Source organism: Ruegeria sp. HKCCE4148 (assembly GCF_017872495.1).
GTDB lineage: Bacteria > Pseudomonadota > Alphaproteobacteria > Rhodobacterales > Rhodobacteraceae > Ruegeria.
On record NZ_JAEDOS010000002.1, the window covers coordinates 55,351 to 70,545 of the forward strand.

Genomic DNA, 15,195 nt, shown 5'->3' on the forward strand with positions numbered 1-15,195 from the left:
TCAGTTGCCCTGATTGCGTGCCTCAAGACGTTCCAGATTGACCACGGTCGACAGCATAAGACGGTCATGACTCCAGTCTTGTGTTTGCTGGATCGAAGCCGCCCCAAGCGCCAGAAGGGTGGCGAACGTCAGTGACATGCCAAGAAACACCGCCGGCAAAGGCGTCTCGGCGGGCTGTGCATCGGTCAATGCAATCACGCGCTGACGCAGTACGCGTTTGGCTTTTCCACCGGTCACAAAGGCAACGTTTAAGACGCGCGGATTTCTTGTTGAAAGAGTGCGCGCGCAATAGTCCAGAAGACACGTGGTATATTCGCGCGCATCGATCCTTTTGCGCGCAACAACGGATTGGTCACATGCCAGTTCACGCAAGCGGCCGAATTGGTACTTGAGCATCAGGTATGCCGGATTCCAGAACAGCAGAGGGCGCAGAAGCTCAAAGCCGAGTTCCCATTCCACATCGCCCGCGCGAATGTGCTGAAACTCATGGGCCAGCGCAAAGCGTAGCTCGCGCGGTGTGTCCAGAAGATGGCTGGGCAGAACGACATGACGACGGCGCAGACCACGCACCGCGAACGGCACGGTAATGCGATCAGAGAGGCGGATATCCACCTTTGCCGATTGCCGCCAAAGGAAGCTGGACCTGACCGTTTGTCGGATCATCACTGCGTCCCGTAAAGCTCGAATGGCATATACAGCCGCAGCGACAGCGAACAGGGCGGCGAGTGAGATGAAAACGGGCTGCTGTCCTGACAAAGCAAGATCAACCCATCTTTCACGTGTATTCAGCAGGGCCTCGAACTGCACGGCAGGCATGGCGATATCACCGCGCAGATAAGCGGCAACTGCTATGTCACCAAGGGCGACGGCGCTCCCCGGCCATGCGTGAGCGGCCAAAGACGACACACCCAACGCTAGAAAAGGGCTGATCAGAATACAAATGCACAGAACCTTGAGAGCGCGCAGCTGTGCGACATAGCCATGGCGCAGAGTCGTGCGGGCCAGGGCGACGCGTGCCATCAACCAGATGGCAGCCGACAATGCCAGCACTATGTTGAGTTCGATATATGCGTCGAGAACCGGTCTAACCGCTGTCATTTTGCAGTCTCCTCTCTACCAGCGCTCGAATGTCCTCCAGGTCGGCTTCGCTCAGCCCGGCATCATCGACGAGCCGTGCCACCAGTGTAGCTGGGGTGTCGTCGAACAGAGTGCGGGACAGGTTTTGCAGCGAACGGGCCTGATATCTGTCCTTTTCCAAAAGCGGCGTATAGATCAGGGTTTTTCCTGACTTGCGGCTTTCCACAAAACCTTTTTCATCCAGAATACGCAGGATCGTGGCACCAGACGTATAGGCCAGATTGCGTTCTGAGGGCAGGCGGTCCAGGACATCGCGCACCGAGCCTTCCCCGAGAGCCCAGAGCTCGTTCATGAACTCCAGTTCGACCTCGGTCAGCAGATTAGTCGTCTTTTTCTTTCGCATCGATCTCGGTGTCGTCATGGTTCGTATGCCTGACAGACAAGCATCCTTTCGCTGTTTCGCAAAGCTTAAACTTTCCAGAAGACGAAAATACCCCAGCCGATCGACAGGAAAAGTGGCGTCCAGACAGGTTGTCCGACAATTCCCAGCCAGGCGAGGAAGATATAGGCCGAGCCGAGAAGCGTGATGAACAGCCTGTCGCCCAATGTGGTCGTCAATCCCAGCACACCACGCCGTTCGATCCCATCGCGGTACTTGAACCCTTCGAGCAAGCCAATCAGGGCGATTGCCGAAAAAATACCGACGAACAGGGCCAGAGTTGCTGGCGTCCATGCCATCCAGAAATCGGGCCAAAGGGGATCGGTCCAGGAAAACCCCTTTTCTTCTTGCTGGCCGACATTGCCCCAACCCGCTTGCTGAGCGACAGCCATGGTGGGCAGGAAGGGGAGGGTGAATAGTAGTTTACGCATATCGAACCTCACACTCGGCCCATCGCGAAACCGCGCGCGATGTAGTTGCGGACAAACCAGATGACGATGGCACCGGGTATGATGGTCAGCGTCCCGGCGGCAGCCAGTAGGCCCAGCTCATACCCCGCGCTTGATGCGGTGCGGGTCATCACGGCGGCGATGGGTTTGGCTTCGACTGCAGTCAGGGTTTTCGCCAGCAGCATTTCCACCCATGAGAACATGAAGCAGAAGAAGGCTGCGACGCCGACGCCCGCTTTGATGTTGGGCAGGAAGATCGTCACGAAAAAGCGCGGGAAGGAATAGCCATCGACATAGGCCGTCTCATCCAGTTCTTTCGGGATGCCGCGCATGAAGCCTTCCAGAATCCACACTGCCAATGGCACGTTGAACAATGTGTGTGCCAGTGCAACCGCCAGATGGGTGTCGAACAAGCCGATGGAGGAATAAAGCTGGAAGAACGGCAGCGCGAACACCGCCGCCGGTGCCATCCGGTTGGTCAGCAGCCAGAAGAACAATTGCTTGTCCCCCAGGAACCGATAGCGCGAGAACGCATAAGCCGCAGGTAGTGCCACACAGACCGAAAGCACCGTGTTGATCGTCACATAGAGGATCGAGTTGATATAGCCCCAATACCACGTCGGATCGGTGAAGATGGTGATGTAATTCTCCAGCGTAAAGGTCTGGGGAAACAGGGAAAAGCCCGACAGAATCTCGTTCGTGGTCTTGAAGGACATCGCCACCAGCCAATAGATCGGCAGCATCAGGAACGCGATATAGAGGATCGGGATAAGGGACCGCTTTTTCATTCCGCGTCATCCTTTGTCATCAGTGTGTAGAAGACCCATGAGACCAGCAGCGTGATGGCGAAATAGATCAGGCTCATCGCGGCCGCCGGGCCTAGATCGAACTGTCCGAGCGCGATCTTCACAAGGTCGATCGACAGCAAGGTGGTTGAGTTGCCGGGGCCGCCGCCGGTCAGAACAAAGGGCTCGGTATAGATGTTGAAACTGTCCATGAACCGCAGCAGGATTGCGATGGTCAGAACGGTTTTCATCTTGGGTAACTGGATGTAGCGGAACACCGACCACGGGCTGGCCCCGTCGATCTTGGCGGCTTGATAATAGGCGTCCGGGATTGAAACGAGGCCCGCATAGCACAGCAGCACAACCAGCGAGGTCCAGTGCCAGACATCCATGACGATAACCGTGATCCAGGCGGACAGAGGCTGTTGCGTCATGTCATAGTTGATGCCCAGAACGTCATTGAGAAAATATCCCATCAGTCCGATTTTCGGCAAGGTAAAGATGTTCCACATTGATCCGACCACGTTCCACGGGATCAGCATCGGCAGTGCCATCAGCACCAGACAGACCGGCACCCAGAACCCTTTGCGCGGCATTGAAAGGGCCACGATAATGCCCAAAGGCACTTCGATCAGCAGGATCAGGAAGGTGAACAGGAACTGGCGCCCCAAAGCCGCCTGAAATCGGTCGGAGCGCAGGATTTGTTCGAACCAGCCCAGACCTTCCCAGAAGAACTGATTGTTGCCAAAGGTTTCCTGCACCGAATAGTTGACCACCGTCATCATCGGCACCAGCGCGTTGAACGCGACCAGCGCCAGAACCGGCAGGACAAAGAACCATGCTTTTTGATTTTCGGTTCTCATTGCGCCCGCTCCTGAGTTGCGATCCACCCGTCACGGTAGACGCGGGATTGTTCTGGCTTGAATTGCAGAAAGACATGCGAGCCTGGGTTGGGCGCGTTGTGTTCTGCGACCGCCTTTACCGGCGTGTCTCCGACCATGGCGCTGACCACATAGTGGCGACCGATGTCCGCAACTTTGGTCACATGCGCGGGAACGCCTGTTTCGCCAAAGCTGATGTATTCCGGGCGAATACCCAGATCGGTGCGGCCACCTTCGCCCAAGGTGGGACCTTCCAGCATGACCTCGTGTCCTTCGAAGACCGCGCGGTCACCCTTGGCCTCGCAGGCTAGAACATTCATGCCCGGCGAGCCGATGAAATGGCCGACGAATGTATGTTGGGGCCGCTCGAACAGCTCTACCGGGGTGCCAATTTGTACGACCTCGCCCTCTTGCATGACGACCACTTCGTCCGCGAAAGTCAGCGCTTCGGTTTGGTCGTGGGTCACGTAAATCATGGTGGCCTTGACGCGTTGGTGCAGCTCTTTCAGCTTGGACCGTAGTTTCCATTTCAGATGCGGGTCAATCACGGTCAGCGGTTCATCAAACATCACCGCGTTCACGTCATCACGGACCAGACCGCGCCCCATCGAGATCTTCTGCTTGTTGTCTGGGCTGAGGCCGCTGGCGCGGGTATTCAGCATATCCGTGACGTCCAGCATCTCGGCAATCTCATCGACGCGGCGCTTGATCGTCGCTGCATCTACGCCCCGATTTTTGAGCGGAAAGGCCAGGTTTTCGCCCACGGTCATCGTGTCGTAGATCACCGGGAACTGGAACACCTGTGCGATGTTGCGCTGATCGGGGGGCAGGGCGGTGACGTCCTGGTCATCAAACAGGATCCGACCTTCCGAGGGGGTAAGAAGGCCGGATATGATGTTCAGCAGCGTGGACTTGCCGCAGCCCGACGGCCCGAGCAGAGCGTATGCCCCACCATCGCGCCAGGTCACATCAATTTCTTTCAGCGCATAATCCTCGGGGCCTTTCGGCGCGGGCATGTAGCTGTGTCGCAGGTTTGAAAGCTTGATCTGTGCCATGTCAGGCCACCCTCTTGCCGTCTTGGCTGAAATACCGGCAATGGGCCGGGTTCAGGTAGAAATTGTGATCCTCACCAACCTGATAAGGGTGCACGCCAGCGGCCAGAGAGACCCAGTCATCCGATCCGTGCCGAAAATGCGCACTGGAATCCGAGCCGGACAGTTCTGTCACGATGACGCGGCCTGTCAGTTCGACGTCCGCGTCAGTCGTACGGAATGGCGTCACTCTGTGCGGGCGCACGGCAACCATGTAATCGCCGTCAGCCATATCAGATACGGCCCAGCCTCCGCCGCCCGCCAGTTGCGCCTGAGCGCCCGAAACTGTGATGCTGGCCACGTTGATCGGCGGGTCCGAGAAGACGCGCGCGGCGGCGATGTTTTCAGGGTTGCGGTAAATGTCTGCGGTCGGTCCGAATTGAGTCACGCGACCATCTTCCATCAAGGCCGTGTAGCCGCCCAACAAAAGGGCCTCTTCGGGTTCCGAGGTGGCGTAAACCACCACTGCGCCGCGTCCAGCGAACAGGTCCGGCAGCTGTTCGCGCAGTTCCTCGCGCAGTTTGTAATCCAGGTTCGCCAGCGGTTCATCCAGGAAGACCGCACGACTTTCTTTCGCGATGGCCCGAGCCAGCGCAGTACGTTGCTGTTGGCCTCCCGACAGCTCATGCGGGCGGCGGTGCAGCATGGGGCGTAATTGAAGCAGATCGGCGGCCTCTTCCACGCGGCCCTCGATTTCGGACTTTACCATGCCAGCCACGCGCAAGGGCGAGGCGATGTTGTCAAAAACGGTCATGTGGGGGTAGTTCACGAAGAATTGGTGCACCAGGCTGATCTGTCGCTTTTGCGTGTTCAGTCGAGTCACGTCCTGCCCATCCATAAGGACCTTGCCCGAGGCGATCGGGTCCAGCCCGGCCATCATCTTGATCAGAGAGGTCTTGCCCGATCCGGTCGCCCCTAAAAGAACGTTGAAGTGACCTGTATGAAGCTTCAGGTTTGTGGGCTTGATATGGATGACGTTGCCGACCCTTTTGGTCGCGTCTTGAAGTTCGATCATGTCCGTGAGTTCCGGTCCTTCAGTGCATCGCACTGGCCTTGGGATGGGGATGCCGCATACGGCATCCCCGATTGCTTCGGCTTACTGAGACTGCCAGCGCTTAACCAGCTCGTCATAGTTGACGGTCTGGCCCTGTGGCTTTTCGTTCTCAAGCTTGGCTTTGGGCGAACCTGCTTTTTCCAACCAGAAGGACGCATCCTGCGGCTCGTTCAAGCGGGGGCCACAGCCACCGTAGACACCGGCGCTTTCATCCGCGGCCTGCATGCGGGCCATGGTGATGTCCATCTCTTCGGCCAGACGGTCCATCGCCTCTTGCGGGGTAAAGGCACCTGAGTTCACGTCACCAATCTGCTGCCACCAAATCTGGGCCAGTTTCGGATAGTCTGGAACGTTGATGCCGGTCGGCGACCACGCCACACGGTCAGGCGAGCGATAGAACTCGACCAAACCACCCAGTTTGGGTGCGCGTTCGGTGAACGACTCGTGGTTGACCGAGCTGTCGCGGATGAAGGTCAGACCCACATGGGACTTCTTCACGTCAACAGTTTTGGACGTCACGAACTGAGCGTACAGCCACGCAGCCTGAGCACGATCCGAGGGGGTCGATTTCAGGAAGGTCCACGAACCCACGTCTTGGTATCCAACCTTCTGGCCTTCTTCCCAATAGGGGCCATGCGGGCTGGGCGCCATCCGCCACAGCGGTGTGCCTTCGTCATCCACGGTGTTGTTGCCTTCGGACTTCGGCTTCACCATGTCAGCAGTAAAGGCGGTATACCAGAAGATCTGCTGCGCCACGTTGCCCTGGCTGAGCGCAGGCAGCGACTGGTAGAAGTCATAAGACGCCGCACCCGGAGGCGCATAGGCCCGCAACCACTCATCCCATTTTCGGATCGCATAGACCGCAGCCGGACCATTGGCTGCACCACCGCGCGATACGGATGCGCCAACAGGGTTACAGGTGCCCGCTTCCATGCGGATGCCCCATTCATCGACCGGAACACCGTTCGGCTCGCCAACGTCGCCGGCACCGGCCATCGACAGCCAGGCGTCGGTCATGCGCCAGCCAAGGTCAGGCGCGCGCTTGCCATAGTCCATGTGGCCGTAGATCGTCACACCGTCGACTTCTTTAACGTCATTGGTGAAGAATTCGGCGATATCCTCATAGGCTGACCAGTTGACCGGAACGCCCAGATCATACCCGTACTTTTCTTTGAACGCGGCCTTGTTGGCTTCGTCATCGAACCAGTCCTTGCGGAACCAGTAAAGGTTCGCAAACTGCTGGTCGGGCAACTGATATAGCTTGCCGTCGGGACCGGTGGTGAACTGAATGCCCATGAAGTCATCCAGGTCCAGCGTCGGCGAGGTTGTCGCCGCCCAATCGCCGCCCATCATGTCGGTCAGCGGATAGGCCAGTTGCAGACGCGAATGCGTGCCGATCAGGTCACTGTCGTTGACATAGCCGTCATACAGGTTCCGGCCCGTCTGCATCTGAGTCTGAACAGCCTGAACCACTTCACCTTCACCCAGGATTTGGTGGTTGACCTTGATGCCGGTGATTTCTTCGAACGCCTTGGTCAGAACCTCGGATTCGTAAGAATGGGTCGGGATGCCCTCGGACAGGACATTGATTTCCATGCCAGCATAGGGTTGTGCAGCTTCGATGAACCACTGCATCTCGGCCATCTGTTCGTCTTTCGACAAGGTCGATGGCTGGAATTCGTCGTCGATCCAACGTTGTGCTGCGGCTTCGTCGGCCCAAACGGGACCGTGCCCCGCAATGACGGCAGCCGCCGCCACTGCGGAAAGTAGATGTCTCCGCATCTGTCTCCTCCCAAAGATTATGGTTTCCGGTTGGAACCGGATGCCGGACAGCATCAGCGATTTTTTGCGTACCTGTCAAACTAAATTTTTAGTAATTGACGCCCGGGCATCTTTGGATGGGTGATGTTGAACGCATTTGCTAATTTGTGAATTCGTTGTAAGCTAATGCCGTTATTGCAAAAAATTGCCGGTGAACAACGCCGCGAGTTTAACAGAAAACAACTTGGATCAGCGAGGGTAGATGATGTCCCGAAGCTTGTTGAAATACACCCGAGTTCTGGAAATTGTAGGCGACACGATCAAAGTTCGGGTGCCGGTTGAGGGCGAAGGAAACCCTGCTGTTCGATACAACGACCTCGCCGTCATTGAAACTGTAGATGGCCGAAAAACATTGGCCCAGGCGATCTTCATCGACCGGGATGTTGTGACGCTTCAGGTGTTTTCCGGCACCAAGGGGATTTCGACCGAGGCGACGGCGACCTTTCTTGGTCACCCGATGCAGACACCGTATTCGGCCAATATTCTGGGGCGGGTCTTTGATGGCGCAGGGGTGCCGATAGACGGTGGGCCAGATCTGTCTTCCGAGCCCCGAATCGACATTGGCGGACCGACCGTAAACCCGGCTGAGCGCGCCGTTCCCAACAAAATGATCCGCACCGACGTGCCAATGATCGACGTGTTCAACACATTGGTCGAAAGTCAGAAAATCCCGATTTTTTCAGTTTCGGGTGAGCCATTCAACGCGTTCCTCAGCCGAATCGGCATTCAGGCAGATGCGGACATTGTCGTTTTCGGCGGCTTGGGGCTGATCTTTGACGATTACCACACATTCCGAACTTCGTTCGAGGATGCTGGCGTGTTCTCACGCACTGTGATGTTCGTCAATCAGGCAATGGACCCTTTGGTCGAACGACTGTTGGTCCCTGACATGGCTCTGGCGGTGGCTGAGAAATTTGCGGTGGAAGAGGGCAAGCGCGTTCTCGTTCTGCTGACCGATATGACAGCTTATGCCGACGCGATGAAAGAAGTGGGGATCAGTCAGGAACGCGTGCCGTCCCAGCGGGGCTATATGGGCGATCTCTATTCGCAGCTCGCACGCCGGTACGAAAAGGCGTGCGATTACGCCAAGGGTGGATCGGTCACGGTTCTGACTGTGACAACGATGCCCGGTAATGACGTAACCCACCCGGTCCCCGATAACACCGGCTACATCACTGAAGGCCAGTTCTATCTCCACTCTGGCGTGATTGATCCGTTCGGCAGCCTGTCGCGCCTCAAGCAGAACGTAATCGGCAAGACCACGCGCGAAGATCACGGCCAGATCATGAACACGATGATCCGTTTCTATTCAGAAAGCCGCGATGCCGCGCAAAAGCAGGCGATGGCGTTTGATCTTTCCGACTATGACCATCAATTGCTGAAGTTTGGAGGATTGTTCCGTGCACGGTTCATGAACATCAACGTTTCCATCCCTCTGGAGGAGGCGCTGGACCTGGGCTGGAAGACACTAGCAGAGTGTTTTGCGCCAGAACAATTGTTGATGAAACAGACCCTGATCGACAAGTATTTCCCAAAGGATGCCAATGGCGCGGTTGCAGCTGAATAAATCGTCACTGGCCCGCCAGCAGACGCAGCTGAAAAGCTACGAGCGGTTCCTGCCGTCGCTGGACCTGAAGCGCCAGCAGTTGATGGCCGAACGAGTGAAAGCGCGTGAGGACGTCAAACGCCTTGAGCAAGAGGTGGCGGCCCTAGCGCAGCAGGTGGGTGAAAAGCTTCCCATGCTGGCCCAGCAGGGTATCGATCTGGACGGTCTGGTTGAGCTTAAGGACTACAAGGTCAAAGAGGTCAACGTGGTTGGCGTCAAAATGCCTGACCTTGACCGGATCGAAGTTGTCGTGCGTCCTTATTCCGTGCTTGCCAAACCCCATTGGGTTGATGCCGCCGCGCAGTTGCTACATGACATGATCGAAGCGCGCCTGCGGGTCAAAATCGCCGAGGAGCGCGTGCGCATTTTCGACAAGGCGGTGGCCACGATTACGCAGCGGGTCAACCTGTTCGAAAAGGTTCTGATCCCCCGTGCCAAGGCCAACATCAAGAAGATCCGCATCTATCTGAGTGACGAACAAATGCAGGCGGTCGTGCAGTCAAAAATCTCTAAACGCAAACACGCGCGAGAGGTTTTGACATGAGCGTCGCACGTTTGAAGAAGATGTCTCTGATCGGGCCGGCAGCCCAAAAATCGGACACGCTTGAGGCGCTGCAAGACCTTGGCTGTATGCATGTTCTACCGCTTGTTCCCCCGCCGAATGAACCTGAAAAGATCAGCGAACGTGGTGCAAGAGAAGCGTATAAAGCGTTGCGTTTCCTTGCAGAAGTTCCCGAGCCACGGCGCCAGATCCAGCGAAACCCCGGTTTTGACATGGACGGTTTCGTGAATGAGGTGACTGACCTCATGCAGCGCACTCGGGATACGATGGACCGGCGGGATTTTCTGGCGCATCGTATCGCTCAGGTGCGGCCCTGGGGTGATCTGGACTTCCCGCCAACGGATGTTTTGGCAGGCAATCGGCTGTGGTTCTATCAGTTGCCACTGAAACACCGTGAAGCTCTGTCAGAGGTCAAATTGCCCTGGGCGATTTTGGAAGAAGACCACCGATTTCTTTACGCGGTCCTGATCTCTCCCGACGAGCCCGACGATGACATTCTTCCGATCCCGCGCACGCATGTGGGTTCGTTGCCCATTCACGAGCTTGAGGCGCAACTGGAGGAGGCCGAAATCGCGCTTGAGGCCTTAGAGGCAGAGCGCGTGGCGCAAACCCGCTATCTGACCTTGATGCGCCGGAACCTGTCCGTTGCAGAAAGCGCCGCCGAACTGGCTCATGCAAAGCAGAAAGTACGCGATGAAGAGGCAGTTTTTGCTGTGCAGGGCTGGGTCCCCAAAGACCGTATGGACGCTGTATTGGAATTGGCGAAAGCAAAAGATGCGGCAGTTCTGATCGAAGAACCGGGGCCGGAAGATACCCCGCCCACATTATTGGAACAGCCTGAAAAACGTAGTTCTGCGGTGGACTTGGCGCTGTTTTATCAAGTACCCGGCTATAAGGATTGGGACCCCAGCGTGATCGTCGCAGCCTCGTTCGCGTTCTTCTTCGCAATGATCGTGGCAGATGCTGGATACGGGGTCGTAATCCTGCTGGGCCTTTTGCTGTTCTGGAAGCGTATGGGCGCGACTGCGGGTCAGCGATCGTGGCGTCTTTATGGGCTGACCGTTTCTGGGGCTACAATCCTCTACGGCATCTTGGTCGGCAGTTACTTTGGGGTTTCTCCATCTGCAGGTTCGATCTGGGCAAAGCTCAAGGTGCTGGATTTGAACAATTTCGGCGCAATGATGATGGTGTCGATTGTGGTTGGTGTCTTGCATCTGGTTCTGGCCAACGCATTAGCGGCCCATGCCGCGTGGGGGCAACGCAAGGCGATTGCCAATCTGGGTTGGATTGCTGCCTTGATCGGCGGGTTTGTACTGTGGCTTAGCTATATGAACGGCAAATCGCCTGTGCCGGGGTCGGCGATCCTGATCCTCGGCGTTGCGGCGATTGTCTTGTTTTCCAGTGAGCGGATGATCCAGAAGCCGACAGACTGGATCTGGCGTCTGATCGAGGGCTTGCAAAGCCTAGCAGGGGCGATGGGCGCGTTTGGCGATGTCCTTAGCTATATGCGCCTGTTTGCGCTTGGTCTGGCTTCGGCGTCGCTGGCGATCACGTTCAACGATCTGGCCGTTTCCGTCATGCAGGCGCTGAAAGGGCCGGGCATTCTGTTTGGGCTGCTGATCCTGATCATCGGTCACGTTTTGAACTTCGCGCTCGCCATGATGAGCGGCGTCGTCCACGGCTTACGTCTCAATTACATCGAATTCTTTAAATGGGGTCTGCCGGATGAAGGCATCGTGTTTCGTCCGTTTGCCCGCAAGGAGGTTCAGGAATGAATGAGCTTGTTCTTACACTGGGTTGGCTGGGCATCTATGCGCCTATGGCGTTGGGGGCTGCGGCAAGCGCCATTGGCTGTTCGATTGCGGGGATGGCCAGTATCGGAGCCATGACAGAAACCGAAGGCGGCTACGGGCGTTTCGTCGGCGTTTCGGCCTTTCCGTCCACGATGGTGATCTATGGGATTGTCATCATGTTCACCCTGAACCGCGCCGTGACACCGGAAAACGCAGGCGGATTGTTCGGCATTGGCATTCTGTCGGGCATTGCACTGATGTATTGCGGCATCTGGCAAGGTCGAGCCTGTGCGGCAGCAATCAACGCCACCAAGGAAAAGCCCGAAATTTTTGGCCTCGCGCTCGCACCGGCCGCGATTATCGAAGGCTTTGGTGTTTTTGCCTTTGTGTTCGCCTTGGTCATTAGTGCGGGGATCAGCTGATGGCACAGACCGGAGCAATTTCACATGGCGTTGATGCCCTGATCGACAAGCTGCGCAACGATGGGGTTGCCGCAGGTCAGGCCGAAGCCGAGAAGCTGCGCGAAGACGCCAAGGCCGAGGCCGCGCGCATTCTGGCGGATGCAAAACGCGAAGCCGATGAGTTTAAGAAGAAAGCCCGCACAGAATCCGACAACTACCGTGCAGCGGGTGAAGAAGCGTTGAACACCGCGATGCGGGACGCCGTGTTGACCATGAAAGCCGGTCTGACGGATCGCTTCAAAGAAGACGTTGAACGCCTTGTGACCGAAGAGATGTCCGATCCTGAGCTTATTAGGCAAATGATACTGGAGGTTGTCGGTCGGGCCAGTGAGGGAGCCAATCTGGACGGCAAGGTTCAGGTCATTTTGCCTACCAAGGTCGCCACGCAGGAAGACATCAAGCAAAACGCGGATGACATTCAATCTGGCCAGCTGACGAAGTATGTTCTTGGACTGACGGCGAAGATGCTGCGCGAGAATGTCGAACTGCATGTGGCAGACGATACCCAAGAAGGCATCCGCGTTCGCGCAGAGGACGAGGGAGTCGTTCTGGACCTCACAGACAAGGCGGTGGCTTCATTGCTGATGGAGCATTTGCAGCCGAGATTCCGTGCCGTTCTGGAAGGGGTCATCCGCTGAGATGTCAGAGCAGGACGCCTATATCGCATTGATGTGCAGTCTTCCGGGGTCGGAGCGCTTGTTTGTTGCCAAACAGCCTCCGCTTTCGCGCATCAGGCTCGACCGTCGGTTGACGGCTCTGACAGCGGATGATGCCAAGGTCTTGAATGTTCTTGAGCACACGCTGAGCTGGAGCGCCTATGACATGGATGTCACTGACGTTCAGGCAATCCAGCGCTGTAAACAGGCGTTGATGGACATCCCACAGCCCACCTTACGCAAGCTCTTTGTGGAGCGCATGGAACTCCGCTCGGTTGTTGCAGCACTGCGCCTTAGAAAACGCGGAGAACCCGCGCCTTCAGGCTCGTTCGGCGTCGGACGATGGAGCCGCCACATTCCAGCCTACTGGACCGATCCTACATTTGGGCTGGATACGCCCATGCCGTGGCTGAAAGAGGCGCACCAATTGCTCGAAGACGAAGATCCGCTTGGACTGGAACGTCTGCTTTTGTCGATCAGCCACAAGCAACTCAAACGACATGCAGCCCGCCACATGTTCGATTTTGAGGCGGTCGCGATTTATGTTCTGATCTGGAATATTTTCGACCGCTGGGCGCAAAGCAGCGCCACCGAGGCGGCCAAGCGATTTGAGAAACTGGCGCAACAGGCCATGGCCGATGTCGCCGATATCGATTTTGAGGGAGCAAGCGCATGACAGCCCCAACCTCAGCTAAGCAAACCTCGACTGCACGGGTCGTCTCGGTTCAGGAAGGGCTTGTGCAAATACAAGCCAACCCGGACGCGACCGGTCAGCCAGGCCAATTGGTCAAAAACGAGGTGGTGTTCATCCTGCCATCGCGCCCCAGTCCCGGTGGGCGTCAGGAACGTCTGAAAGCCGAAGTGCTGCGAGTGCGTGGCGATACCGCAGACGTACAGGTCTATGAAAGTACCGACGGCGTGGCTGTTGGCGATCCGGTTGAGCAATCGGGTCAGTTGCTGTCGGTTGAGCTGGGGCCGGGACTATTGGGGCAGGTGTTTGACGGGTTGCAATCGCCTCTGCCCAAAGTGGCCGCCGAATTTGGCACCTTCCTGCCACGCGGTGCAGATGTGGCGCCCTTGGATGAGCTGGCGAAATGGTCCTTTACGCCTTCGGTCAAGGTTGGCGACGCAGTAACTGCTGGGGACAGTATCGGGACAGTGCCCGAGGGACACTTTAGCCACAAGATCATGCTGCCATTCAATTGGTCCGGTACATACAAGGTGGTCTGGGTACAAAAGGGCGCGGCCACGATCCATGACATTGTCGCGCGCCTTGAAGACGAAAACGGGGGCGAGCATACTCTGACCCTGTCGCAGAAATGGCCGGTTCGGCGGCCATTGCCGGAAAACATCCTGAAACGCACGTTGTCTGAGCGACTGTATCCGACCGAGCCTGTTCTGACTTCACAACGTTTGATCGACACGTTCTTCCCGATTGCCCGCGGCGGAACCGCCTGTATTCCCGGGCCGTTCGGGGCAGGCAAGACCGTGCTGCAGAACCTGATCGCACGGAACGCAAAGGTCGATATCGTGATAGTTGTAGCCTGCGGTGAACGTGCGGGTGAGGTGGTGGAAACCATCGAGGAATTCCCGAAGATGACCGATCCGACCACGGGGGGTAGCCTGATGGATCGGACAATTATCATCTGTAATACGTCCTCGATGCCGGTTGCCGCGCGCGAGGCTTCGATCTTCACTGGCATTACGTTGGGCGAATATTACCGGCAGATGGGCTATGACGTATTGCTGATCGCCGACAGCACAAGCCGCTGGGCGCAAGCCATGCGTGAAACCTCGGGCAAGCTTGAGGAAATTCCAGGCGAAGAAGGGTTCCCCGCCTATCTGGAAAGCTCCATCAAAGGGTTGTACGAGCGGGCAGGGGCCCTGAAAACCAACGACGGTGATCTGGGCAGTCTGACGCTGATCGGAACGGTTTCACCTGCGGGCGGTAATTTTGACGAGCCTGTCACGCAATCCACCCTGTCGACGGTCAAGTGCTTCCTCGGCCTGTCGTCCGAGCGTGCCTATAAACGCTTTTACCCGGCGGTTGACCCGATGCTCAGCTGGTCTCGGTACACAGATCAGTTGTCGGATTGGTACGACAAGAATGCCGAACCCGGCTGGACGGGTAAAGTGCGCGACCTGATCGCTCTGATCGAAAAGGGCGAACAGGTTGACCAGATGATGCAGGTCACGGGGGAAGAGGGTGTCACGATCGACGATTTTGTAACACAGCAAAAAGCGCTTTTTGTTGACATGGTCTACTTGCAGCAAGACGCCTTCGACAAGGTCGATGCGACCGTTCCGCTGGAGCGGCAGAAAATGACGTTCAAGCTTATCTATGATGTCACGCAATCCAAAGCGGCCTTCTCGGACAAAGCCGAAGTACGGCAGGTGTTTACGCAGCTGACCGGGTTGATAAAGAACTTCCATTATGCGGCGGAAAACACACCAGAATACAAATCGATTTGGACGCAGATCAAAGATCTATGCCGCGAAAAATTCGGAACTTAGGCAAGG

Annotated in this window: 15 protein-coding genes; 7 read left to right on the top strand and 8 right to left on the bottom strand. The window is 56.8% G+C overall.

The window, feature by feature from the left end:
* The 8 genes from I9187_RS05425 to I9187_RS05460 all read right to left on the bottom strand — a co-directional run bounded on the left by I9187_RS05425 (position 1) and on the right by I9187_RS05460 (position 7,558).
* A complete protein-coding gene (locus I9187_RS05425; RefSeq protein WP_171174921.1) occupies positions 1-1,098 on the bottom strand; it encodes a M56 family metallopeptidase in 1,098 nt (365 codons plus the stop codon).
* On the bottom strand, positions 1,085-1,480 hold the full coding sequence (locus I9187_RS05430) for a BlaI/MecI/CopY family transcriptional regulator (protein WP_171174919.1): 396 nt from the start codon (positions 1,478-1,480) through the stop codon (positions 1,085-1,087). Before I9187_RS05430 ends, I9187_RS05425 begins: the two co-directional genes overlap by 14 nt.
* A gap of 65 nt (positions 1,481-1,545) precedes the next feature.
* Positions 1,546-1,947: a DUF2160 domain-containing protein gene (locus I9187_RS05435; RefSeq protein WP_171174917.1), complete on the bottom strand. Its 402-nt coding sequence runs from the start codon at positions 1,945-1,947 to the stop codon at positions 1,546-1,548.
* Positions 1,948-1,955: 8 nt separating this feature from the next.
* Positions 1,956-2,753 carry a carbohydrate ABC transporter permease gene (locus tag I9187_RS05440; protein ID WP_171236423.1) on the bottom strand — a complete coding sequence of 266 codons (798 nt, stop codon included), beginning with the start codon at positions 2,751-2,753 and terminating at the stop codon, positions 1,956-1,958.
* Complete coding sequence (locus tag I9187_RS05445) at positions 2,750-3,613, bottom strand: sugar ABC transporter permease (protein WP_171174913.1); 864 nt, start codon at positions 3,611-3,613, stop codon at positions 2,750-2,752. Before I9187_RS05445 ends, I9187_RS05440 begins: the two co-directional genes overlap by 4 nt.
* Entirely contained in the window at positions 3,610-4,686 is a 1,077-nt protein-coding gene (locus tag I9187_RS05450) for an ABC transporter ATP-binding protein (RefSeq protein ID WP_171174911.1), read from the bottom strand. Before I9187_RS05450 ends, I9187_RS05445 begins: the two co-directional genes overlap by 4 nt.
* A gap of 1 nt (position 4,687) precedes the next feature.
* Positions 4,688-5,737 (bottom strand): ABC transporter ATP-binding protein, encoded by a 1,050-nt coding sequence (locus I9187_RS05455; RefSeq protein WP_171174909.1) that lies wholly within the window; start codon positions 5,735-5,737, stop codon positions 4,688-4,690.
* Positions 5,738-5,818: 81 nt separating this feature from the next.
* The gene (locus I9187_RS05460; RefSeq protein ID WP_171174907.1) at positions 5,819-7,558 is read right to left on the bottom strand and encodes an ABC transporter substrate-binding protein; all 1,740 of its coding nucleotides are present in this window, start codon (positions 7,556-7,558) and stop codon (positions 5,819-5,821) included.
* Positions 7,559-7,802: 244 nt separating this feature from the next.
* On the opposite strand from I9187_RS05460, the gene I9187_RS05465 reads away from it, so the two are divergent.
* The 7 genes from I9187_RS05465 to I9187_RS05495 are packed head-to-tail and all read left to right on the top strand — an operon-like array spanning position 7,803 to position 15,189.
* Positions 7,803-9,164, top strand: a complete 1,362-nt coding sequence (locus I9187_RS05465; protein ID WP_171174905.1) for a V-type ATP synthase subunit B — start codon at positions 7,803-7,805, stop codon at positions 9,162-9,164.
* The gene (locus I9187_RS05470; RefSeq protein WP_171174903.1) at positions 9,142-9,747 is read left to right on the top strand and encodes a V-type ATP synthase subunit D; all 606 of its coding nucleotides are present in this window, start codon (positions 9,142-9,144) and stop codon (positions 9,745-9,747) included. The genes I9187_RS05465 and I9187_RS05470 overlap by 23 nt, the downstream gene beginning before the upstream one ends.
* Positions 9,744-11,540: a V-type ATPase 116kDa subunit family protein gene (locus tag I9187_RS05475; protein WP_171174901.1), complete on the top strand. Its 1,797-nt coding sequence runs from the start codon at positions 9,744-9,746 to the stop codon at positions 11,538-11,540. The genes I9187_RS05470 and I9187_RS05475 overlap by 4 nt, the downstream gene beginning before the upstream one ends.
* Complete coding sequence (locus I9187_RS05480; RefSeq protein WP_171089197.1) at positions 11,537-11,980, top strand: ATP synthase subunit C; 444 nt, start codon at positions 11,537-11,539, stop codon at positions 11,978-11,980. The genes I9187_RS05475 and I9187_RS05480 overlap by 4 nt, the downstream gene beginning before the upstream one ends.
* The gene (locus tag I9187_RS05485; RefSeq protein WP_171174899.1) at positions 11,980-12,657 is read left to right on the top strand and encodes a hypothetical protein; all 678 of its coding nucleotides are present in this window, start codon (positions 11,980-11,982) and stop codon (positions 12,655-12,657) included. The genes I9187_RS05480 and I9187_RS05485 overlap by 1 nt, the downstream gene beginning before the upstream one ends.
* Positions 12,629-13,351, top strand: coding sequence for a hypothetical protein (locus I9187_RS05490; protein ID WP_171174897.1), 723 nt, complete (start codon positions 12,629-12,631; stop codon positions 13,349-13,351). The genes I9187_RS05485 and I9187_RS05490 overlap by 29 nt, the downstream gene beginning before the upstream one ends.
* Positions 13,348-15,189, top strand: coding sequence for a V-type ATP synthase subunit A (locus tag I9187_RS05495; RefSeq protein WP_171174895.1), 1,842 nt, complete (start codon positions 13,348-13,350; stop codon positions 15,187-15,189). Before I9187_RS05490 ends, I9187_RS05495 begins: the two co-directional genes overlap by 4 nt.
* Positions 15,190-15,195 lie beyond the last annotated feature (6 nt).